This window comes from Bradyrhizobium sp. LeoB3, assembly GCF_055456055.1.
Window position 1 is genome coordinate 1 of record NZ_JBVBEF010000098.1, and the last position, 21788, is coordinate 21788.

Genomic DNA, 21788 nt, shown 5'->3' on the forward strand with positions numbered 1-21788 from the left:
ATTGCTTCCGGCTGGAGCGTTTGCCGGGTGGGACTTGCACCCACTGGAAAGCGCCGCCTTGTCACGGCGCACACCCGAAGCGGACACTATTCCTCCGGCACCCCGGCCAAGCGCAGACCCTCACAGATGCGCTCGCGTCCGGCGAGGTAAGTCGGATTGTCGCTCGGTACGTTGGCGCGCACGCGGCGAATGGTAAAACTCGGATTTAGGGCAAGGGCCGCCCGCGCAGCGGTCTTCGCCTCGTCCAGCCAGCCAAGCCGCGCCAGTGCGGCGGCGAGCCAGAGTTGCCCTAGTGGATGATTTCGATTGGCCTCAATGCTACGGCGTAGCCAAGCTACCGCTTCCCTGTCGGAGTTAAGGTGCAGCTTAGCTAGGCCAGCGATCAGGAGCCAAGTATACGAGCGGGTATCGCGAGGAGATAGCCGGAGCGCCTCATTGACGTGCGCTTCGGTTTCCGTGGCACGACCGATAAACATTTTGGCAAGACCGATCCAAGCGTGAGCATGTGCCAAATTGCGATCCAGCGCCAACGCCTGTTCACATTCAGCTATGCCTTGAGTTGCACGGTGAGTCAGAATTTGGATGATGCCCAACATGAGGTGCGCCAACGCATGCTGCGGAGCGAGCGACAGAGCCTTGTTCAATGTTGCCTCAGCCGCCACGAGGCGTGGGAAGGGGTCGTCGTTCGTCAAAAGGGCACTGGCAATTGTCTCATCGACATTTGCTCGGCCGACCAGCGCCTCGATACAAGCGGGGTCGAGTGCCAAAGCCCGTTCAAAGAAGCCGCGCGCTTGCATCATGTACTCTGGGGTAGCCCCCCTGTTCGCGAAAGCGATGCCTTGGAAATACAGATCCATCGCGTCGGGATTTGCAGAGTGTTCGGCTCGCCGCGCTTCGGCTGCAATGAGCTCAGCATTTAGCGCGCTGGCCAACCGAGCTACGATTTCGTCCTGCATGTCGAACAGATCGGCGACGGGCTTGTCGAAGCGCTCGGCCCACAGGTGATTAGCGGTTTCGGCGTCGACAAGCTGCACGTTCACCCGAAGCCGGTCGCGGCTACGCTGCACAGAGCCCTCCAGCACGTAGCGGACATTCAACTCGCGTCCGAGCTGTTTGAGATCAACCGCCTTGCCTTTGTAAGTAAATGCGGTGTGTCGGCCGATGACGACTGAGCCACTGATTCGCGACAAGTCGGTGGTCAGGCTTTCGGTCACACCATCGACGAAGTAGTCTTGCTCGGGATTACCGCTGAGGTTGGCGAAAGGCAGAACAACGATGGAAAGACGAGGGGCTGAAAGCGCGCCCTGCCTTACGCGCGCGGCTCGTGTCGCCGAGCTAGACCCGTCCCGGACCACCGCATAGGCCCGGACCGGAAGCGTGATGTTTTTGAGGTTCTGTTCGCCCAGATCGGTGAACTCGACCCCGACCTTTCCTCGGACGTAATCGTAGGCAGAAGAAGAGATGCAGAGGCCACCGGGCTCTGCTATGCTTTGAAGACGCGCCGCAATATTGACGCCGTCCCCAAAAATGTCGTGCGGCTCAACAATCACGTCGCCGATATTGATGCCGACACGGAAGCGAAGGCGCCTGTCTTCAGCGTCTCCGATGGAAAGATCATGAATACGGGTCTGGAATAGCATCGCCGTGCGAACCGCCTCGACGGCACTTGGAAACTCCGCCAAGAACCCGTCCCCGGTGTTTTTCACGATGCGGCCGCCGTGTTGGGTGATTGCCGGGAAGACAGCGTCCGTTAGCAGCGCGGTCAGCTTGGCGTGCGTAGCCTCTTCGTCATCATGCATCAGCCGCGAATAATCGGCCACATCGGCGGCCAATATCGCCGACAACCTGCGCTCGACCCGGACTGGTCTGTCTTGCTCCATGGTATTGGGGCCCTCTCGGCCTGACTTATACGACGGACCCGCCAAGATGCCCACTCGGCTGATGTCGGCTTTTGGCCCCAAGCGGCGGTCGGCGGACGCTGCTATTCCGCCGCTGTTAAGGGAAAAGCAGACATCTGGGGCACTGGCCAAAAATGACGCGAATGACCCTTCTGCGACGTGCCGGTCCGGTCGGATGTCCGGTCTACCCCAAAACCGGCCGCTTCGACGGGACTCCGAATTGGGCCATGTCGCGCAACCCGGGACTCGGAATCGATCAGGATCTGACTCGAAATCCGCTTGATAGACCAACCTGAAAAATATTGACGATCTTGTCCCGCCAGACTCGCAGCTCGCTTTAGAGTACAATCCAGTCGATTTGAAAGGCGAGAACCGCCCAACCATTCCAATTAGGGGCTACGGTTCGACTATTTGCCTGAATGCAGGTGCAGACCATCACAGCGCATTTCACGATGATGCGAATTCTTGTCTCTCCCTTCGCGGTTCATACGGCAACTGTGGATCCCCGCCGGCTGCGGATGAATCATCCGGAACCGGTAAAATGACCCGGAACGAGCTCCCATCCGTCCCTTCGCTTACGAGTTCAATATGCCCGCCGTTCGCCTCAATCGCCCAGCGAGCGATTGCGAGCCCCAGACCGACCCCGCCCTCATCCCGAGAGCGGCTTGGGTCGATGCGATAGAAGCGATCGAAAATATGATCCCGATGCGCGGCAGGAATCCCCGGTCCGGTGTCTCGCACCTCGATTATGGCCCGCCCATCCGTTGCATTCACTCCGACGGTGATCGTGCCACCATTTGGAGTGTATTTTATCGCATTGTGTATCAAATTCATGAGGGCATGACGGATGAGCGCGGCGTCTCCCGTCGCATGGACTGGGATCGGGGCTCGAAGCACGAGTTCTTGTTGCTTTTCGTCAGCGAGCACGCGGAGCTGATCGACGACATGTCCTGCCAACCCTCCAACGTCCAGGTCCTCTGGAGCCAGTTGGACCTTTCCCGAGTCGGCGCGCGTGAGAATCAGAAGGCTCTCGACTAGCCGCGTGAGCCTGTCGACCTCCTCCAGCATGCTGCCGATGACGTCGCGATACGTGACGGCGTCAAGCGTATTCTGCAGCGCCACTTCCCCCACGCTGCGCATTGCTGTGAGTGGGGTGCGTAGCTCGTGCGAGGCGTCGGCCGTGAACCGGCGCAGCCGTTCGAACGCATCTTGCAGGCGGGATAGCGTGTCATTGAATACTGTCGCGAGCTGCCCGAACTCGTCCCGGACGTTATCGACCGGGAGCCGTTTGGCGAGCGATTCCGCAGTGATTTCCCGGGCTTTCTGCGCCATAGCGCCGACCGGAGAGAGTACGTGGCCGGCAAGGAAGTAACCGCCCGCGATCGCCAGGCCTGCAGCGAAGGGAATACCCATCGCGAGGATCACTGCGAGCGTCCAGAGCGTGTCCCGCAAGGAGGTTTCCTCAACCCCGGCGGCTACGCGATAGGAGGATTCAGAAACGCTATGGACGCGATAGTGCCGGCCGGTCGGAGCCGTCCAAGACTGCGGCGATGCCGAGTCAGCTGGCTGCAGCGCGCGTGATAGTTCTTCTCGCTCCCATGCTTCGGTTTGCTGACGGATGTCGCCGGCCTCGTCCACCTGGAACAGTGTGATGCCCCAGTGGGAAGGGAGATCCTTCAGCTCGTCCGGTTCCTCGCGATAGATATTACCAATGGTTGCGATCTCTCGGTCGAGCTGCGCGTCCAGTTCGGCATAGAGGCGAGTCGCGACGAAAAGCAGAATGCCAGCGGAAAAAATGCATACGATGAGCGTCAACACACCAGCGTGCCAGAGGGTAAGCCGCGCACGCACGCTTGGCAGGCGGAATCTCATTCTTGCCTCCCGCTCAGCATGTACCCAACGCCGCGGACCGTGTGCAACAGCTTTTTCTCGGATGGTTCGTCGATTTTGCGACGCAGCCGTGCGACGGTGACATCAATCACGTTGTCGAGCGGTGTAGCTCGGGCCGTCGCGTGCCACACGTCGCGCGCCAGCATCTCCCGCGACACCACACTGCCGCTGTGGCGCAGGAGGTATTCGAGCAAGTCAAATTCCTTCGCGGTCAGGTCGGGAGAATGCGCTCCCCTGGAGACTTTGTGTGTGACGAGATCCATCTCGAGATCCTCGTGCTGTAGCTTGAGAATCTGATCCATGCGCCCCCGGCGGACCAGCGCGCGAATGCGCGCGAGCAGCTCGGAGAATGCAAACGGCTTGGTAAGGTAATCGTCGGCGCCTTGATCGAGGCCCATTACCCTGTCCTCGACGGCGTCCTTCGCCGTCAGGACCAATACCGGCGTCTGATTGCCACATTTGCGCAACGTGGCGAGGACATCGATGCCGTCGCGGCGTGGCAGCATGAGATCGAGCAACAGAAGGTCGAAGGAGCGCTGGCTCGCGAGGAAGAAGCCGTCCTCTCCCGTCGCAGCAATCGTGACTTCATAGTGCTCCGCCTTAAGGCCCTCGCGCAGCGCATTCGCGAGCTTCTTTTCGTCCTCGATGATCAAAATGCGCACGGTGTACTCCGCGTCGAGAGTTCCTCCGGCATTATAGCCACGGTTCGTCGCTGCGGCGGCTTCCTGACAGGAATTTCAGAAATTCTTCAGTGGTGGCGCGCTGAGAGACGGGCAAGATTAACGTGGTCGCGCCGCGCCGCGAAGGCGACCGAGGGTTCGAGCGGTGGAACTAATCAGGGACCTGAAACGGCAACAATGTTGCGCGACCAGAAAGACTCGATCGAAGTCCGCCCCGGGCGACTTTGGATGCTTCCGTCAGATTTGAGAGGCAGTCCACACAAGCGAAATCTCGCGCGTACAAGGTGGAGCTCAACATGATGAGAAAAGGCCTGATGTTCATTATCGCGGTCGTATTCGCGACGTTGGGGGAAAGTCTCGCCTGGGCCGAAGATGCTGATCAGGCAACCCTGATCAAGGCGCTGCCAGACGCCAAGCTGACGCTGCAGCAAGGCATCGACCAGGTGGCTAAGGGAACTGAAGTGCCCATCGAGGCGAAATACGAAACGGTCAAAGACAAGCTCATGCTGTCGATCTACACCTCGGCAAAGGGCTTTGACACCGCTGCGGAGGACAACTCCTTCAACGAGTACATCGGCGACGTGACGACGGCGACCTGGGCCCCTAAGAAGGAAGTGTTCGCTGACTTAAAGCACATCGCTCGCTCGGCGCAGTATCACTCGCTCCTGTCAATGACCAAGGTAACCATACCGGCGATCATTCAGAAGGCGTCGTCGCAGGGTACGGTCCTGGCCGTTAGAGAGAAGATCCGCAGCGGCAAGCCCGTCTTCGAAGTCATGGTCGTCCAGGGCGATGCGATCAAACCAACTTTCTACGATCTCGTCAGCGGCGAGCAAACGGCGAGCTGAGCAAAGCTAACCGGGATCGTCGCCGGCGATATCAATCTCAAGCAGTTTGGGCCTGATGGAATGAAGACAGTGCGTCGATGTTGCGGGGTATGCTTTGCCGTGGTTGTGGTGGCGACGGTCGCAGTAGATCGATCGCTTGGCCAGGCGTCGGAGGCGTCACCGCTCCAGCTCGAGAGCAAGATAACTTTGGGCGAGGTGAGCGGCCGGATTGATCACTTAGCCATCGATCTGCCCCGGCAGCGCCTCTTCGTCGCCGAGCTTGGTGACGATAGGGTCCAGATCGTCGATCTAAAGGAAAGCAGGGCGCGGCATGTCATTACCGGGCTGAAACGACCGCAAGGCATCGGCTACGTGCCGTCGAGTGACACGCTCCTTGTTGCGAATGCCGGTGATGGTTCGGTGCAGTTGTTCCGCGGTCCGAATTACGAGACAGCAGGACAGATCGATCTGGGAGATGATGCCGATAACATTCGCATTGATCCTGCATCCAACCGGATATTCGTCGGCTACGGCAATGGCTCACTGGCAGAGATCGACCCGGCGACGAATGGCAAGATCGCAGACATTCCGCTGCGGGCTCACCCCGAGAGTTTTCAACTCGCCCGCTCGTCCCGTCGCATCTTCGTAAACGTCCCGAAATCGCGTGAGATAGCGGTGATAGATCGCTTTGCCAGCAAGCAGGTGGCGAACTGGCCGGTCGACACCGGCAGCAATTTTCCGATGACCCTGGACGAAGAGTCCGGACGCATTCTCGTGGCGTCCCGGAATCCCGCTCAGCTTGGCGTCTTTTCAATGCAGGACGGCAGTGTCATTGCGACCGCCGATGCCTGCGGAGATTCAGACGACCTCTTCTTCGATGCGAAGCGGCATCGCGTGTACCTCATCTGCGGCGATGGATACCTGGATGTGTTCGAGGCAAAGGAAGACGCATACCGTCGCTCAGCTCACATCCCGACAATATCGGGCGCGCGAACCGCGCTGTTTGTCCCCGATCTCGATCGGCTTTTCGTCGCCGCACGCGCCAATCCCGGCGAACCAGCCGCAATCTGGGTGTTCCGTCCGACGCCGTGAACTAGGGCCAGTACGTGGGGAGCTGGCGAGCCGCCGCCGGGCTTTCTTCGGGGCGCTCGCAAGGCGCCGCACGGGGGCGCCAATAGCCGAGCGGATCAGCAAACGTTGGAGTTCAGTCCTGAGAATGCCAATAGGTACCGTGGTCACTTATGCATCCCGACTCGGAAAGCCGCTACGCGTCCATCAGAGAATCATGTTGGCTGCCGACGCCAAGGCAATCGCCAAGCTAACGCAATATGAATGGGGCGGCGATTACGGCACCGCCGCCAGTAACCGCAGTGGTCATATCTACTTCGTTCCAGACGACACCCTGTTGTTGGATGAAGCAGAATCTCTTGGCATTCGAGGCGCGACCGATCTCTATGGTGGCGTTGTTCCGCATCCATTTGTCAAGACAAAGGCTATAACACATCCCCTCGTCGACAAGGACGCAGATCGGCCAGATGGATGGCTATTCAAATTCGGAGAGCGAATACGCAATGCGGTGTTGCCCGGCTATACCGTCTTCGGTCGTCGGGACGCGAGGATTGCGGCAGGCCGAATGCTCCTTCGCGGACCAATCCGCGTGAAAGACCCGCGAGAGGCTGGAGGTCGAGGCCAGACGGTTATCACCGCGCCCAACGAGCTGGACGAACTCCTCGATCGCTTCTCGATGGACAATCTGGCCTACTCTGGCTTGGTGCTTGAAGAAAATCTGCATCAAGTTGCAACGTTGAGCGTTGGTCACATTGCGGTTAGCAACTTGAGTTTCACGTATTGTGGAAGGCAAAGGGTGACGACGAATAACGAGAATCGGCCGGCTTATGGTGGCTCGGATCTCATCTGTGTGCGGGGAGGATGGGACGCCCTCTATCAGCTGCCGATGGGCTATGCAGTTCGCGTCGGAGTCGAGAAGGCAAGAGTTTATGACGAGGCGACGAACGCGTATGCCGGTTTTATGGCCTCCCGCCGAAACTATGATGTCGGTTTGGGCCTTGACGTGAACGGTAATTATGGATCGGGGGTTTTCGAGTCCTCGTGGCGGGCCGGAGGGGCCACGGGCGCGGAAGTGGCGGCATTGGCCGAATTCATGCTGGATTCCTCAGTAGAGATCGTCGAAGCATCTCACGTCGAAGAATTCGGCAGGGATCTTGAACCGCCACCAGAAGCTCTCACCTCCATTCGGCTCGATGATCCCCAAGACGGGCCTATGATCCGGTATACGGTCGTTCGACGTATTGAACGAGCCAAGCGTTGGGCTTGAGACTTCGGGAAGACCATCCAATGAAGCCTACGAATTGTTTGCGGGTGGCGCTCAATAGGATGGCGAGTACGTGACTGGTAGATCGGCGAAGTCGCGTGCGTCTGTTCTTCTCGACGGCCAAAATGCGTACATGGTGTGCTCCGCTTCGTGAGCTCCTCCGGTGTTATAGACGCGGTTCCCCTTGGCCGCAGCTTCCTGACAGTAATTTCAGAAATTCTTCAGTGGTGGCACGCTGAGAGACGGGCAAGATCAACGTGGTCGAGCTGGCGTCTTACAGGAGGATGCGATGAGAACTGCCCCAATGTGGATTGGCCTAGTGCTGGCGGCCGGCGTGGTGACGACCGGCCTCGGAATTGATGGTGCAGGCTGGAGTGGCGCCGCGGTCGCCCAGAAGAGGTCTCAGGGTCGGGAATCGGTGGACCGGATCGTGAGTTCGTTGCGCGCGGTAGATACAGCCTACGCGTCAGGCAATGCCGCCGAAGCCCAAACCCGGTTTGGCGAAGCGCGTGCAGCGTGGAACAACTTGGCTCCGAGAGTTTCTGCGCGTGAGGCTCGCGAGCAACAATTGTTGTTCGATTCGCTGGACAAGCAGATCACGAGCGGCGCGCCCGCCACCAAGGTGAAATCGACCATTTCCGGCATGATCGGCGAGCTCCACGAGGATATCGAGCGCGAACTGAGATAGGAACGATCGTGTATCGCGGGCTGATTTGGCTCGCCTTCGTCGATCTCAAGAGGGCGTGGCTGCGGTCTCTGGTGACCGCACTGGCGATCGCGCTCGCACTGATCGCAGTCACGTTCTTTGTGGGGCAAATAGGTCTTCGACAGGCGGAGCTGCTGACCGGCTATGAAGCGTCCGGAGCAGCGACATTTGTTATTGAGCTCGGGAGCGTGCCAGCGGGCGAAGTCACAAATCTGGTTGAGGCGCTACGTTCGATTGACGGCGTGCAGTCAGTCGATGCTCCCTACAATGGGACCCAGCTCGGCTTGGTGGCCGACACCTCCTTTGTGGTCTTCGAAAACGAGAAGCAGCAGGAATCTCTCGGTGCCCGGACAACTGTGCTGGGCGTCGATCGGTCATTTGATCCAGTCCGCAGCTATTATGTGAATTTCCACGATCTGAATCCGACCGCGCCCACGGCAGTTCTCGGAACCCCCCTGCTTGCGACATCTGGAACGGTCCGTCCGCCCGATCGCAATGAGGTCGTCGTCCCCTCCGGGGTCACCGACTATGTCGGGATTCGACCTGGTGCCGAAGCAACCGTCGATCTGACGTATCTGAATGCAAATCCACCAATCGTTCGCCGCTACGAGAAGCTACGCCTGATCGGGACATTCGAGCTCGTCGGCCCGGATCAGGGTCGATTTGAGCCATTTTGGCGCCTTGCTGCGCGCGGCAGCGAAGTTCTCACAGTCCGCCGGCCGGATGCGCCAGAGGGCGTGGCAACGACGTTGCCCATTCTTTTGAACAAACAGCTCTTGCAGGAATTTCTTGGATCTGTCGGCGAGGAATTGGCCGCCCGCGGCATACATGCCCCGAAAGAGGCGGCAGCCAAGGAACTTGTCGTGCAAGCGAAATCAGTTCGGGCAGTGCCGACGGTCGAAGGCGAAGCGACTTCCTTGCTCGATCAGCGCGGGCTCAAGCAAGACTGCGGCGCTGCCAATCCGGCCACCTTCTGCCTGAGAGTGCCGGAGCGAAACAATTTCGAAGCGGCACTCCAAGAGCAAAGGAAACTGGAAACAGGAGGGTCCTTCTTCATCCTTCTCCTGCTTGGGCTCGTGGCTGCCGGGGCAGCGGGTCAGCAGATCCAGTTGGTCTTGGCGCGTTGGCGCGAACTCGGAATTTTGCAAGCCGTTGGTTTTTCGCCGTTTAGAGTTCTGCTCTATTTCGCGGCCCGACTGTACGCTGTGCTTGCCGCAGGCATAGTGATCGCTGCAGTGGCGGTGACTATTCTGCCATTCGCTCGCAGCGCTTCAGCGTTCGGTTTTGCCGTCGCCGTTGCGCTTGTGGCTGCGAGCATCGCAGCTCTTCCGGTACTGCTTTGGCCGCTTGCGCAAGCGCCTGCCCAGCTCCTTCGGGTGTCGGCATGATATGGGTGAAGCTTACTTTCGGAGGCTACGGCCGGCGCTTCGTCGAAGCGCTTGCGGCCGCCATCGTTCTCGCTGCTACCAGCGCGACCGTAGCTGCTTCGCTGATGGTGGTCGAGGGGGCTCGAAACACATTGACCAGGGCTGTACGTCAGGATCGGCCCGACGTCGTTGAGGTCAAGGGTCGTTTCAATCGCGCTCTGTTTGAAACCCCCCGAAGCGGATATTTGCCGCCGCTCACAATTCCGGTCTATGAGCCGCTCATCGATCCCGCCGAGCTGGGAACGGCTGCGGGCGACGACCAGGTCGTTAAGCGGCAGTCGCTGTTTCGCAATGTCGTCAGCGGCGACAGTTTTCTCAATATCTATATTTTCGGTATCGATCCCGACGTCGAGCGCGATTTGAGCAGCTTCTCGCTCGCGCGCGGTCGATTCCTGCGAAGGGAAGACCGTGCTGTGGCGGTGATCGATCAAGCATCGGCTCGGGCGCTCGGCATAGACATCGGCGGGACCTTCCCGGTACGGAAGGCGGACGGCACGGATCTGCAGCTCACCGTCATCGGCATTCTCGACGGAGTAGAGTTAAGGGGTGCCCCGCCAAGGTCGGCTGAAGCGCCCTCGCTGAGGCCCGATTCGACCTTCGTCTCGAGCGGTGCGTTCGTGAACATCCGGACGAGCGAAGACATTTTCGGTCGCGAAAGCCTGACCGATGCCCTCGTCGTTGCAAGAAGCACCCCTGACGTGCCAGCTCTCGTCGCCAAGCTCCAAGAAGCCTTTCGGCTGCAGCCCGGCATCTTCGTAACGGAACGATACAGCCAATACCAGCGCAAGGTGCGCGATTTCGCTCTGACGCTGACGTTGTTTTCCGCCATGAGCATCGCGACGCTGCTATTGGCTGGATCCTTCGCCGCAAACCTGCTGCATGACATTTATGTCGAGCGTCGGCGGCAGTATGCCACGCTCCTGGCCCTCGGGTTTCCGCCGGCGATGGGCATCGCCCCCGCTGTCATCTTCGGGCTGGCGCTTGGACTGGCTGCGGTTGCCATTGGCGGTCTCGCTGCCAGTGCTTTCGTGCCGCGAACTTTTGCGATGCCTTCTCTCATGGCCGATCTTGGCCCGACGGAGCCCACAATCGATTGGGTGGTGGTGTGCTCGATGGTGGCGATTGCGATTGCAGCCGTGAGCGTCGGCTTGGCTTCAACCATAGCTCGGCTTCTGCGAGGGCCGGTTGCAGCGACTCTATCGGAGGCAAGCCCGTGACTCCTGCATTTATCTCCCTGCGTTCAGTCTCGAAGACATATCGTAGCGACCACGCCACAGTTGGTGCATTGCGCGAAGTCTCAATTGAAATCGAGAAGGGCGGGTTCGTTCGGCTAAGCGGACCATCCGGTTCCGGCAAAACCACGCTTCTCAATCTCGTCGCCGGACTTGATCGGCCTGATCAGGGGCAAGTCTTCGTGTCGGGTGTCGACGTCGGTCGGCTGTCCGGAAGTCGGGCATCAAAGTATCGGGCTGAGCAGGTCGGTATGGTGTTTCAGAGCTATAATCTGATCCCGCAGCTGACCGCGCTCGAGAATGTCCTGCTCCCAATGATTGCGCTGGGGCGAGCGAACCAAGGCCGCGCCCGCGAACTTCTTGATCTAGTCGGCCTGGCCGATCGCAGCGACCACAATCCGTCCCAGCTCAGCGGGGGAGAGCAGCAACGGGTTGCTGTTGCCAGAGCGTTGGCAAATGATCCTGCGCTCGTCCTTGCTGACGAGCCAACCGGGAATCTTGACGACCAAAGTGCAGAACGTGTGATGGGGTTGCTAACCCGTGTGGTTCGCGAACACGGCAAGACTCTGCTTCTCGTTACTCACGAGCGCGACCTACAGACTGCTCAGAGGTCTCTCGAACTGCGAGGCGGTGTGCTAATGTCCGCGTCGGAATGAGGCGCCGGATACCCTTGTCGTTGCACGGCGCAGCGCCCGTGGGACGACGGTATATCTGATCAGCGGCCCCTCTTCGGGGTCATCGCCCTCAAAGTGGACGATTGCGCCAGGCGGGATTTTGCTCGGCTTTCCGAAATGTTTCACAGAGGCAGCTTCGACAACCTGCAAGGCGGAGTCTTGCGCGAACGCGGTCAGGGCCGCGAGTTCGGCGGTGCTTGCACCACCTGAACGCCACGACGCCTCGAACACCCCGGACCTCCATTGTCCACAGCCATCTATTCCCTCGCCGACGTCATAGTTTCGGCGTGAGGCCAAGAATCCGGGATATTGGGTGGCATTGCCATCATAGGTCCGAGCTTGCGTTATGGCGATACGCGTCTTGGTATCCATCGGCAGATTGATCAATTCTGCCCAGCCTCCGCGTACGCAAATCAAATGCGAGCCACCGTAGACTGAAACTCCGTGGTTGTTCGTCGCCGACCGTTGCACGCCGTGATAAGCGATCGTCCGATCGCCCACCATTGTGCAACCAATGCTTCGCGTCGTAACGCAGCGCAAGTTCGTTTCGAGAACCAGTCCATGGCGCGCGATCTTCTCGATTGGTAAATTGTCGAGAAGTGCGCCCAGCTCAGCAATCGTGCCAATCACCGTTTGTCCGTAGCCACCGTCTCTGAGCGGCTCCTTTACGCGGACAGGCCCCTGCAACAGTAGGTGCTTAACAGCCGTCCCAGCATCGTCAGGGTTGAACACGGTATAGCCCGGCAGGACAGCATTACTCACATTTTCTGCGAATGCGGCCGACCAGCCGTACGGGTGCGCTGCGAACGGATTTATCAGCCGATGCGTGATGGCTTTCGTTTTGGCGAAAGGAAAAGGCACGACCGCGCCATAAAGCTGGCGGGGTGAGTGAATGCCGAGGGCCCGCGCCTCCTCGAGCATGAGCGCGTCGTCCGGAACGAAGAAGAGATCTCCGGTCGAATGCTTCTTAGCATCGAAGATGCCGGCGTATCTATGACCGTTAAGCCGAGCGATGCTTTCGGCGACCGCCGACAGCGTGATCTTCTCGTGGGCGTACATCGGCGCGCCCAGCCGGGAAAAGTAGACGGCGACCGCATTGACCGCCGGCGTGCTGGGCTCGCTTTGACCGGCGGCGGCCGACCGTAGTCGTCCAATGTAATCAGGGAAAGGAGATAACTTAGTGTCGTCCATGCGCAACCATCCCGACAACCGAGGATTGGCCAGTGCTTGGACGGAACACCCGTCTGACGGGGAGACTGCAAACCCCCGTGCGAATACATTAGTGAGCGACCTCCTCTAACGCAAGGCGTGGCCTTGTTGTGAAAGGCCATAGACGGTCATGCTTACAGTCAGCAAGCTGAAGCGCTTGCACATCTGTGTTTCTTTCGAGCTGAAGGATGGCGAATGCATCGCCCTGCAGGGACCTTCCGGGGTCGGCAAAAGCCTGCTGCTTCGCGCTATCGCCGATCTCGATCCCAATGAGGGGGCGATCAAGCTGGACGAAACGCTCAGGGAAACCGTGCCGGCCCCGCTTTGGCGGAAGCAAGTGACCTACCTCGCCGCTGAGCCGGGCTGGTGGGCGGACACGGTGCAAGAGCATTTTGCCGCCTGGGATGATGCCATGCCGCTGGTCGCGCGACTGGGGTTACCGGCCAGCTGCGGAACCTGGCCCATCCAAAGACTTTCCACCGGAGAGAAGCAACGGCTGGGGCTTGCGCGGGCGCTGATGCTGCGATCGCGCGTGCTTCTGCTGGACGAGCCTACTTCGGCGCTCGACGCGGCATCGACCGCGATCGTTGAATCGATCATTGCTGAGCGCGTCTCGACCGGGACAGGTGTATATGGAGTACTCACGATAGCGCCCAGGCGCACCGCGTCGGATCGCGGTTGTTTGTGATGGGAGGCGACGGCCGCATCGAGGAGCATCAGCTTTGACCTACATCCAACTGACTTACAGTGATCTCATTCTGCCTGCGCTGCTCGTTCTCATGGACGGCGCTCTCTCGCTTGCGCTCCACCTCAAGCTTGAACGGCAACTCGCCGTCGCAACTGTGCGGATGGTCGTTCAGCTGGTGCTCGTCGGATATGTGCTCACCTTCCTGTTTGCTGCCGTCTCGCCTGTTTGGACGGCCCTCGCCGCCGCCATCATGGTTCTCTTCGCGTCGCGCGAAATCGTCGTGCGGCAGAAGCGGCGGCTGCTAGGCTTTGGGACCTACGGCTTGGGCGCAGGATGCACGTTGCTCGCTGCCGGCACCGTCACGATGTTCTCGCTTCTGACGCAGCTGCACCCCGAGCCCTGGTATCATCCGCGCTATGCGCTGCCGCTGTTGGGTATGATCCTGGGCAACACCATGACAGGGGTAAGCTTGGGCTTGGACGTGCTCACGAATGGTCTGATGCGCGAGCGAGCTGCGGTGGAAGCGTGCCTTGCGCTCGGGGGTACGCGGTATCAGGCGCTGCTGCCGGTCATGCGGGATGCGCTGCGAAGTGGCTTCATGCCCACCATTAACGGCATGGCGGCAATCGGTCTTGTTTCCCTGCCTGGAATGATGACCGGCCAGATCCTTGCCGGGGTCGAGCCGGTAGACGCCGTGAAATATCAGCTCTTGATCATGTTCCTAATTGCCGGCGGAACGGGCCTCGGAACGTTGGCCGCCGTCATGGGAGGCGGACGCCTGCTCACCGACCATCGGCATCGATTGCGCCTGGACCGGATTGCTACCGAAACGGCGGGGCAATGACTACTCTCATCGTCCACCGCCTTCATTTTGGCTGAGTCGCGGCGCTCAATTTGCGCTAAGATCAAGTGCAAATCGCACGTTGTAAGAAGTCGAACGGAGGCGGCGATGGCGTGTCAGGATCCGGTACGACGCTCGCTGCTGCTGACGGCTCTGGCCGCCGGGGCCTATCTGGCTGCAAAGCCAGCCGTGGCGGAGGAGGAGGATCAGCCAGGCAGCGATGAGCGACCGCAAAAGGGCGATTTTCTCGTTCACTCCGAAGGGGAGCATGCCGGCGAACTCATCAAGCTGAATGATCTGGAGCTTGGTGGGCCGCCCGTGCACGCTTGGCCGAAGGACCTGAAGTCCTCGGTGATCCGCAAGGGATCGCGGCTCAATGAGATCGTCCTCCTAAGGCTTGATCCGGGCGAACTCGACGATGAGTCCCGATCGCGATCGGCCGATGGCGTCGTCGCCTATTCGTTGATTTGTACTCATGCCGGATGCCCCGTCTCAGAGTGGGTGAAGGCATCGGAAGGCGACAAGAACGTTCTAAAATGTCCCTGTCACAACTCCGAATTTAATCCCCGAGAAAGTGCGCAGGTCGTATTCGGACCGGCACCCCGCCGCCTGGCGGCACTTCCACTGGCCATCGCCGACGACTCGATCACGGTGGCCGCAGGGTTCATCGGAAAGCTAGGTGGCCAGCCCGGAGGGTAACGGTCGCACCGTTAAGGATGCGATGTTGACCTAGTCTCTAGCAGTCGACCGGCTTTAGCGCCGCTCTTTGACCTGACCGCTGCTGTCGACGACGAGCGATACGTCCTTGCCGTCCTTCACCGCCTTGACCGAAATGCCTTCAGCGGTGGATTTGATGTCACGGACTTGGGTGTAGCCGTCCGATTGAAGCTTAGCCAAGAGTTCCTGCTGGGTCAGGGCATGAGCCGGCGCGACTAGGCTGATCATCAGGCAGCAGAGGATCGCTTGGGAGATTGTACGTACTGACATCATCTGCACTTCTCCTGTTATCTGACGTGGGCGCTCTCGAAGAACCGGAGTGGAACGCCGAACGTCAATCCGACACGAACTTCGTCGACCGGACGGTGATTGGTCAGCGCGTGGCGATAGGCGAGATCGAAAGAGAGCTTGTCGCTCACCTGCCAGATCAAGCCTACGAGCCCGGAAAAGGTTTCCTCCTGGCCGAATTCCTTTTCGTAGAAAAATTCCGAGACCGGCCGCACCGTCCATTTCGACGGCCCCTCGATGATACTGCCGAGGAAGACGTCGGCATGATGGTCCCGCGTCAACAGCGTTTCCGCATTGAGGTGGATCGTTCCCCAGTCCCAGCGCTGCGAAATGATGGTTGCCCAGCTTGCGCCGACGCCGCTGTCCCCCCTGCTGTCCGGCAGCAACACTCCGAATTCGGTCGCGATGCTCGGTCCGCTCTTGTCCTGCAGGCTGCCCGGTACCACGACATGCTTGAGGAAAGCACCCGCTGCGATCAGGTTCGTCGGCCCTGAGGGCGACAGCGGCGTCTCGCCCTGTCCCTCGAACACCGCCTCCCATCCTTCGCTCAATCCGAAATTCAGGACCGTCCATGGCGCGACCAGCGTCGGGGTGGCCCCGTCGCGTCGAACGCCGGCCGGCTGCAACTCGACTTCGAGTTCTCCAGGGGCGGCCACGGCGGCATCGGTGCCATCGAATGGCCGGTAGGCGAAGGCACGGCCGGAGCATGCCGCGACACCGACAAAGATCAACGATGCCGCAGCGCATCGGACTAGAAACGACTCACCAATGAGCATCTTCGTTCGTCCACGGTCGACACCTTGGGGCGATGGGCGAAACAGGTACCGCCAGCAATGCGGCGGAGAGTTTCATTCTCTTCCTGCACTTTGGCGATCTCGAGTTCGATCCGCTAATCGAGCGGCTTCGACACCCTCGAGAATCGCTTTCCGGCCAGCAGAACAACCTCGACCACACTACTGAATGCTTGTTGGCAGCCGGCTCGGATAGCTGGCACGGGACCCCGCGCGTGCGAGAGAGTTCTTGCCGCAACCTGCCCTCCGGCAGCCGGCTACCGTACGCCGGAGCAAGCCGGTTCTACTCAATCCTCCTCGTCGTCATCGGCAGCGCGCAATCGGCCGGTCTGCGCGTCGACTGCAATCTTTGTGGTTTGGCCACTCTTTGAGCCGATCGCTTCGAGATACCTTCCGTCACGAACGATCTGTACGTTCGACCAACCATCGGACTGCAGTTTCTGGCGCACCTGGTCCTCGGTGACCGGTTGATCGCCGGCGATGAAAACCGGGCCCTTGCTGGGTTCGGCGGTCACCATGGCGACGCCAGCTAATCCCAACAGCAACAGACCACCACCGGTCAATATCCACTTTCGATCCATCGCGTTCTCCTCTTCGCGGTTTCGATTGCTCGAGCTTGCCGCCGGCGATCATCAGTCGTGGCGCTGAAGGGCTCTTCCCAGAACCTCTTCTTGATCGCTGTAGTCGCCAAACCGACGCTGGCCACGTTGATCTTGCCAGCCTCTAGCGCGCCACCACTGAAGAATTTCTGAAATTGTTGTCAGAGAGCTGCGGCGATCGATGGATCGGTCATGCGCGCCCAGTTATGCCTCGACCCGCAAGTCGGCTAATCGAGCGGTTCGCTAATGCTCGAAAGTTTCTTCCCGTTCAAGAAACCAAGCGACGCAATGGGCTGCTCGTTTTTCAGTTCGGGCACGGCGCTCACCACAATGCTCTGCGCGCCGTATCCTTTTGCCTTGGCCACGGCAGCGGCGAGCGTTACCTTTGCCCTGTCAATCGCAGCCTTTTGTGCCTCGGCGTGCTCAAGGTCCTCGCCTTCGGTGATGGGCTCGACCTTGCTTATCTCGCCGGTCATGTGATCAACGATGACTTCGAAGAACTTTCCGTCTTTTGCGGTGTAGATCGAAAGCTGAAGTTTTCCGTCTTCAGCCTCGAATTTTCCGGAGATTGGTTGGCCTTCCCGTTCACTGGTCACCAAGGCCTGTTGCAAGCTAACCTTGGCAGAAGGTAACAATCTGACCAGCACACCTTCGTCTTCATCATCACCGGCCGCGTGTCCGAGTCCGACAGACAATGTCGTCAGACCAATGATGACGAGTCCGGCAGCAGAAGTAAGTAGCAACTTCCTCCGAGTCATGGGTCCCTCCGTTCACTGACCTCAATGCCCTTCGCCCCGCACCGAAACCCGTCACTTGATCATCAGCCACGCCGGCTGCAGCCAGGGATAGGCAACCAGACCGACGATCGCCGTCGCCGCAATGAGCATAGGATTGCTGACCTTCCAGCGGAACAGAACCGCGAGCGAGACGAGCGCGATCGCAATCGTCAGCCAATCACCGATCGCGATCTTGCCAAGCAGAATGCATGCGCCCAAGATCGTGCCGATCGCCGCCGCGTAGGCACCCTTGACGAACCCCTGAACGTTCGGGTTTCCGCGGTGCCGCGCCAGCAGCGGTGCTGCGATCAGCACCAACAAAAATGACGGCAGGAAAATGCCGACGGTCGAGACTAGCGACCCCCAGAAGCCGGCGACCAGATAACCGACGAAGGTCGCCGTGATAACGACCGGCCCCGGGCTGATCATGCCGATCGCCACGGCTACCAGGAACTCCCTCTGGTTGAGCCAGCCATATTGCTGAACGAGCCCCTGCTCGAGGAACGGCACGATGACCAGCCCGCTGCCGAAGGTCAGTGACCCGGCCTTGAGGAAGAACAGCAAGAGCTTGCCAAGCGTGGAGCCAGTCACGACCGGGGCGACGGCCGGCGCGGCGGCGGGGATGACGACGATTTGCATCGCAGTCGAGGAACGCTTGAAGATGTTTCCGTAGTAGAGGATCCCGACAATGCCGGCGCCGATGAACAGCAACGCCACTTCGGCCTGCAGGACGACGGTAACGACAAGGCAAACCCCGGCGATGGCCCATTGCAGCCAGTCCTCCATGCCAAGCTTCGCGAGGCGATAGCAGGAGTGCAGGATGAGCGCGATCACCGCAGGACTGACGCCATAAAAGATGGCTGTCACCGGCTGCAAGTCTCCGAGGTACACATAGAGCGCGCCGAGCGCCGCCACGATGATGAAGTTTGGCAGGATGAAGCACCAGCCGCCGATCCAGGCGCCCCAGAAGCCACAGCGAAGCCAAGCGACATAGATGCCGACCTGGATCGCGAGCGGGCCGGGAAGCGACTGGCAGATGGCGATCGACTCCCGCATCTGCTCCTTGGTCAGCCACTTCTTGTCGTTGACCAGCTCCCGTTCCATTTGACCGACGAGCGCAACCGGGCCGCCGAAGCCGAGAAAGCCAAGGCGCAGGAAATACCGTGCCAGCTCACCCTTGCTATTGTGTTCTGTCTGCATTGTCGTCGTCACCTGTGCCCCTCTCTTGTGATCGGCGTGGCCCGCCGGAAACTCCAAACTCACTCGTGCGCTGCATGGCGTTGAGCGCCAGGGCGAAGGCGTCGCTGACGAGCTGCGGATCACCATAGAACACGAGGGTAGACGAGCCGGACGCTCTCTCCGGTTCACCGCCGCCGGGATCCTGCTCGAACGCGTTCCCTTTTCTTTTGGTCATCGCTGGCTCCCTATCGCTCCGCGCCTTGCAACTTCGAGCGCTCAGAACTGGCTATTCGCGATCCGAAATGGGCTCGAGAACGCCGACGGTCGTGAGGCCCGTTCCCCTTGGGGTCATGATAATCCATGAACCCGACGATGCCACCTCGAAGCACCCGTCATCCGGCTCCGGAAGGTCGAGGCAGAGATCATCTGAACGAACGAACCATTTGCCTGTTAGCACCTTGCCCATCGAGTAACTTCTGAACGTCCCGTCACGTTGGTAGACTTCGCGCCAGTGCACCTCATCGGTGAGCTGCCTGTCAGAAAATCGGGCGCGTATCTGTGCGCCAGACAACTTCTTCAAATCTTCGGCCGATGCCCTGCCGCTCCAGAGCGTGAGCATGGCCAGCAAGCCGGCGGCGGCATATCCGACGCGTGTACCCGCACGAGAATTGCCCATGCTTACGGTTTCGATTTGCACGACTTCAGGCACATCTGGTACTCGGTCTTGCAGGCAGGCCCCGCGTAGTTCTTCATGCATGCCTTGTGTTGCTCGGCGCATACCTTGCAGGACGTTTGCGCGTCGGCCGCGCAGTCGGCGGCCAGAAGGCCCGCCAGCACGGACAACGCAACGACAATTCGCTTCATCCCGGTCCCCCCTCTTGACTCTGGTCCGTGTTGCCTGCTCCTCGCCTAACTCTTGGTGCTCGCGGTCTTGTCGAGTGCCGCGCGCAGCCCTTTGGCCAGCTTGATCGCATCGTCATTGGCCCAGAAGTGCATGAAGAACAGTCGCGGCTGCTCGTCGAGCATGTGGCTGTGGATCGCAGTCACGTCGATATCGTTCGCTTTCAGCGCCTTGATCACAGGATTGACCTCGTCACCTGTCAGCACGAAATCGCCGGTGATGGCTGCCTTGCCGCTCCCCGTCGGCTGGAAATTGATGGACTGTGCCACACCCATCGGGCCGACCGGTGCGAGTTGCATCCCAGCTTCGCTGATCGGATCGCGCCGCGGAACGGCGAAGGCGTAGACACCGCCATTGTTCTGTCCCTTGGCGCCGATGATCTGATCGAGCTGGGTGGTATCGAGGTCGATGGCGGGCGGTGCGGCCGCTGCCGAGGGCGCCAGCGGCGTTTTGCTCACTGCCAGCGCGTCGCGGATGGCAGCAGCCATCTTCACGGGATCGCCATGACCGCCGACATGCATGTAGAAAGTCGCAGGGCTCGCCCGCAGCAGGTGATTGTGAACGGCGGTGATCTCGATCCCGCCCGCGACGAGCTTCGCCATGACCGGATTGATCTCGGTTTCCAGCAGCACGAGGTCGCCCATCACTATGGCTTCGCCGTGCATCGGCATGAACGCGACCCAGCCACCGAGCGCAAGCGTCGGCTTGATGGTCACGCCATCCAGCGTGACGGTCAGATCGCTGCGCGGGAATCCATAGCGATGGACGTCACCGGAGACCGCCGGCTTCCGGCCGAGTAGCTCATCGACCTTTTGCCACTCGATTGCCTGGGCATGCGCACTGGAGATGAACGGCTCGGTGAAGATGTACCAGTCGGTGGTTTGCGCATTCGCAACTGACGCGGACGACAGCGCCAGAATTGAAGCTGCCAGAAAATATCTGAGACCCATTGTGAACCTCCATGGTTGGAGAGAAAGGCCTCGGCCTGCGGCGTGTCCGTAAGGAGCGAACAGCGTCATTTTGAGAGACCCTCGTAAGACCGTTCGACGGCAGACCAATTGATGGCCGACATGAACGCGCCGACATAGTCGGCAGCCTTGGCGCCATAGTCGATGTGATAGGAATGCTCGTACATATCGAGCGCCAGGATCGGCGTGCTCCCGGCCAGCGTATGACAGTGATCGGATGCCCATTGATTGACGAGCTTCCGATCACGCGGCGACCACGTCAGCAGTACCCAGCCGGAGCCGCCACCGAGTGCCTTGCCCAAGGCAACGAATTCGGCACGCCAGCGTTCATAGGTACCGAAATCGCGCGTGAGCGCATCCTTCAAGCTTGTTCCAGGCTCGCTTTCATCACCAAGGCCATCGAAGAACACCTCGTGCAGAATCATCGAATTGGTCGCGATGAGTTGCTCGCGCTTCAATCCGTTGAGCAGGAAGCCCGGCGCGGCCGCATAGTCGAGTTCGGCAAGCTTCTCATCGATCAGGTTGAGCCGCTTTACCGCGCCGCCATAGTTGTTCTCGTAATGGCTTACGATCATCCGCTCCGACATGCCGCGCACGCGGCTCGGATCAAAGGAAAGGGGTTTCATGGTGTAGGTCATGGCAGCCTCCCGACACATGGCCCGGCAATCAGCCGGGCGCCGGAAACGCCGGCAACCAAAGGCACCGTCAGATTAGAAAGCTTGCGGGATAGGACCTGGATAACGGCAGACATGATGCGTCCTTGGAGAAAACCGGACGCGATTCTTGGGCATGTCGCCTCGTGGGGAGATCGCTTTCCCCATGGCGCATGTAAGTCCCGCAAAGGCTAATTTGTCAACGGGGATCGGGGCTCTCTGCCACTTGATCGCGGAGGTTTGGACTGGGAACCAACCCGGGGAACTTCGCGACAGAAACACCCTCAGTCTGCCGGCGCAGCCGTTCCCGCTGCCCTATTCCTCAAGATTGCTTCCTTCTGGTCGGGACAGTTTGCCGGGCGAATTTAACCGGCATCTCAGACAGGTCGGGTCGCCGACATCAGTGTCAGGGACTCGATCGGGATGCCGACCCGCTCCCGCGCTAACTGTGGGCACGCAAGGAATCTTTAGTTTGCGTCTGCGTCTTCGTCTCGCAACCTGCCGGTCTGCGC

24 protein-coding genes are annotated in these 21788 nt (G+C 59.9%); 10 read left to right on the forward strand and 14 right to left on the reverse strand.

Translation table 11 applies throughout. The features are described from left to right. Positions 1 to 86: 86 nt before the first annotated feature. The 3 genes from ACZXDY_RS36955 to ACZXDY_RS36965 all read right to left on the reverse strand — a co-directional run bounded on the left by ACZXDY_RS36955 (position 87) and on the right by ACZXDY_RS36965 (position 4450). Complete coding sequence (locus tag ACZXDY_RS36955) at positions 87 to 1880, reverse strand: adenylate/guanylate cyclase domain-containing protein (RefSeq protein WP_464348944.1); 1794 nt, start codon at positions 1878 to 1880, stop codon at positions 87 to 89. Between the two features lie 465 nt (positions 1881 to 2345). Continuing rightward, positions 2346 to 3770 carry a sensor histidine kinase gene (locus ACZXDY_RS36960; protein WP_464348945.1) on the reverse strand — a complete coding sequence of 475 codons (1425 nt, stop codon included), beginning with the start codon at positions 3768 to 3770 and terminating at the stop codon, positions 2346 to 2348. After that, the gene (locus tag ACZXDY_RS36965) at positions 3767 to 4450 is read right to left on the reverse strand and encodes a response regulator (RefSeq protein ID WP_464348946.1); all 684 of its coding nucleotides are present in this window, start codon (positions 4448 to 4450) and stop codon (positions 3767 to 3769) included. Before ACZXDY_RS36965 ends, ACZXDY_RS36960 begins: the two co-directional genes overlap by 4 nt. Positions 4451 to 4764: 314 nt before the next feature. Here ACZXDY_RS36965 and ACZXDY_RS36970 point away from each other — a divergent pair, with 314 nt between their 5' ends. From ACZXDY_RS36970 to ACZXDY_RS37000, 7 genes are all read left to right on the forward strand, one after another. Continuing rightward, the gene (locus ACZXDY_RS36970) at positions 4765 to 5316 is read left to right on the forward strand and encodes a hypothetical protein (protein WP_464348947.1); all 552 of its coding nucleotides are present in this window, start codon (positions 4765 to 4767) and stop codon (positions 5314 to 5316) included. 108 nt (positions 5317 to 5424) lie between these two features. Next, positions 5425 to 6387 (forward strand): YncE family protein, encoded by a 963-nt coding sequence (locus ACZXDY_RS36975; protein ID WP_464348948.1) that lies wholly within the window; start codon positions 5425 to 5427, stop codon positions 6385 to 6387. A 124-nt stretch (positions 6388 to 6511) separates the two neighbouring features. Then, positions 6512 to 7630, forward strand: a complete 1119-nt coding sequence (locus tag ACZXDY_RS36980) for a DUF3182 family protein (RefSeq protein ID WP_464348949.1) — start codon at positions 6512 to 6514, stop codon at positions 7628 to 7630. A gap of 316 nt (positions 7631 to 7946) precedes the next feature. Continuing rightward, positions 7947 to 8315 carry a hypothetical protein gene (locus tag ACZXDY_RS36985; RefSeq protein ID WP_464348950.1) on the forward strand — a complete coding sequence of 123 codons (369 nt, stop codon included), beginning with the start codon at positions 7947 to 7949 and terminating at the stop codon, positions 8313 to 8315. Positions 8316 to 8323: 8 nt separating this feature from the next. Beyond that, on the forward strand, positions 8324 to 9721 hold the full coding sequence (locus tag ACZXDY_RS36990; protein ID WP_464348951.1) for a hypothetical protein: 1398 nt from the start codon (positions 8324 to 8326) through the stop codon (positions 9719 to 9721). Beyond that, the gene (locus ACZXDY_RS36995) at positions 9718 to 10977 is read left to right on the forward strand and encodes an ABC transporter permease (RefSeq protein ID WP_464348952.1); all 1260 of its coding nucleotides are present in this window, start codon (positions 9718 to 9720) and stop codon (positions 10975 to 10977) included. The genes ACZXDY_RS36990 and ACZXDY_RS36995 overlap by 4 nt, the downstream gene beginning before the upstream one ends. Beyond that, positions 10974 to 11648 carry an ABC transporter ATP-binding protein gene (locus tag ACZXDY_RS37000; RefSeq protein ID WP_464348953.1) on the forward strand — a complete coding sequence of 225 codons (675 nt, stop codon included), beginning with the start codon at positions 10974 to 10976 and terminating at the stop codon, positions 11646 to 11648. Before ACZXDY_RS36995 ends, ACZXDY_RS37000 begins: the two co-directional genes overlap by 4 nt. On the opposite strand, the gene ACZXDY_RS37005 is transcribed toward ACZXDY_RS37000, so the two are convergent. Beyond that, positions 11628 to 12857 carry a DUF3182 family protein gene (locus ACZXDY_RS37005; RefSeq protein WP_464348954.1) on the reverse strand — a complete coding sequence of 410 codons (1230 nt, stop codon included), beginning with the start codon at positions 12855 to 12857 and terminating at the stop codon, positions 11628 to 11630. The genes ACZXDY_RS37000 and ACZXDY_RS37005 overlap by 21 nt on opposite strands. A 148-nt stretch (positions 12858 to 13005) precedes the next feature. Between ACZXDY_RS37005 and ACZXDY_RS37010 the strand changes: the two genes are divergently transcribed. The 3 genes from ACZXDY_RS37010 to ACZXDY_RS37020 all read left to right on the forward strand — a co-directional run bounded on the left by ACZXDY_RS37010 (position 13006) and on the right by ACZXDY_RS37020 (position 15103). Further along, on the forward strand, positions 13006 to 13563 hold the full coding sequence (locus ACZXDY_RS37010) for an ABC transporter ATP-binding protein (RefSeq protein ID WP_464348955.1): 558 nt from the start codon (positions 13006 to 13008) through the stop codon (positions 13561 to 13563). Between the two features lie 34 nt (positions 13564 to 13597). Further along, on the forward strand, positions 13598 to 14407 hold the full coding sequence (locus ACZXDY_RS37015; RefSeq protein WP_464348956.1) for an ABC transporter permease: 810 nt from the start codon (positions 13598 to 13600) through the stop codon (positions 14405 to 14407). 105 nt (positions 14408 to 14512) lie between these two features. Further along, positions 14513 to 15103: a QcrA and Rieske domain-containing protein gene (locus ACZXDY_RS37020; RefSeq protein WP_464348957.1), complete on the forward strand. Its 591-nt coding sequence runs from the start codon at positions 14513 to 14515 to the stop codon at positions 15101 to 15103. A 54-nt stretch (positions 15104 to 15157) separates the two neighbouring features. Here ACZXDY_RS37020 and ACZXDY_RS37025 read toward each other — a convergent pair whose 3' ends face one another. The 10 genes from ACZXDY_RS37025 to ACZXDY_RS37070 all read right to left on the reverse strand — a co-directional run bounded on the left by ACZXDY_RS37025 (position 15158) and on the right by ACZXDY_RS37070 (position 21261). Next, the gene (locus tag ACZXDY_RS37025) at positions 15158 to 15391 is read right to left on the reverse strand and encodes a hypothetical protein (protein WP_464348958.1); all 234 of its coding nucleotides are present in this window, start codon (positions 15389 to 15391) and stop codon (positions 15158 to 15160) included. 17 nt (positions 15392 to 15408) lie between these two features. After that, a complete protein-coding gene (locus ACZXDY_RS37030) occupies positions 15409 to 16140 on the reverse strand; it encodes a hypothetical protein (protein WP_464348959.1) in 732 nt (243 codons plus the stop codon). Positions 16141 to 16487: 347 nt separating this feature from the next. Further along, positions 16488 to 16781 carry a hypothetical protein gene (locus ACZXDY_RS37035; RefSeq protein ID WP_464348960.1) on the reverse strand — a complete coding sequence of 98 codons (294 nt, stop codon included), beginning with the start codon at positions 16779 to 16781 and terminating at the stop codon, positions 16488 to 16490. Between the two features lie 245 nt (positions 16782 to 17026). Then, entirely contained in the window at positions 17027 to 17557 is a 531-nt protein-coding gene (locus ACZXDY_RS37040; protein ID WP_464348961.1) for a PepSY domain-containing protein, read from the reverse strand. 51 nt (positions 17558 to 17608) lie between these two features. After that, positions 17609 to 18775: a chromate efflux transporter gene (gene chrA, locus ACZXDY_RS37045; RefSeq protein WP_464348962.1), complete on the reverse strand. Its 1167-nt coding sequence runs from the start codon at positions 18773 to 18775 to the stop codon at positions 17609 to 17611. Beyond that, complete coding sequence (locus tag ACZXDY_RS37050) at positions 18756 to 18989, reverse strand: hypothetical protein (protein WP_464348963.1); 234 nt, start codon at positions 18987 to 18989, stop codon at positions 18756 to 18758. Before ACZXDY_RS37050 ends, chrA begins: the two co-directional genes overlap by 20 nt. A gap of 51 nt (positions 18990 to 19040) precedes the next feature. Further along, positions 19041 to 19463, reverse strand: coding sequence for a hypothetical protein (locus ACZXDY_RS37055; RefSeq protein WP_464348964.1), 423 nt, complete (start codon positions 19461 to 19463; stop codon positions 19041 to 19043). Continuing rightward, a complete protein-coding gene (locus ACZXDY_RS37060) occupies positions 19433 to 19618 on the reverse strand; it encodes a hypothetical protein (RefSeq protein WP_464348965.1) in 186 nt (61 codons plus the stop codon). The genes ACZXDY_RS37055 and ACZXDY_RS37060 overlap by 31 nt, the downstream gene beginning before the upstream one ends. Before the next feature lie 45 nt (positions 19619 to 19663). Continuing rightward, positions 19664 to 20605, reverse strand: a complete 942-nt coding sequence (locus ACZXDY_RS37065) for a DUF1259 domain-containing protein (protein WP_464348966.1) — start codon at positions 20603 to 20605, stop codon at positions 19664 to 19666. 65 nt (positions 20606 to 20670) lie between these two features. Beyond that, positions 20671 to 21261, reverse strand: coding sequence for a superoxide dismutase (locus tag ACZXDY_RS37070; RefSeq protein ID WP_464348967.1), 591 nt, complete (start codon positions 21259 to 21261; stop codon positions 20671 to 20673). Positions 21262 to 21788: the final 527 nt, after the last annotated feature.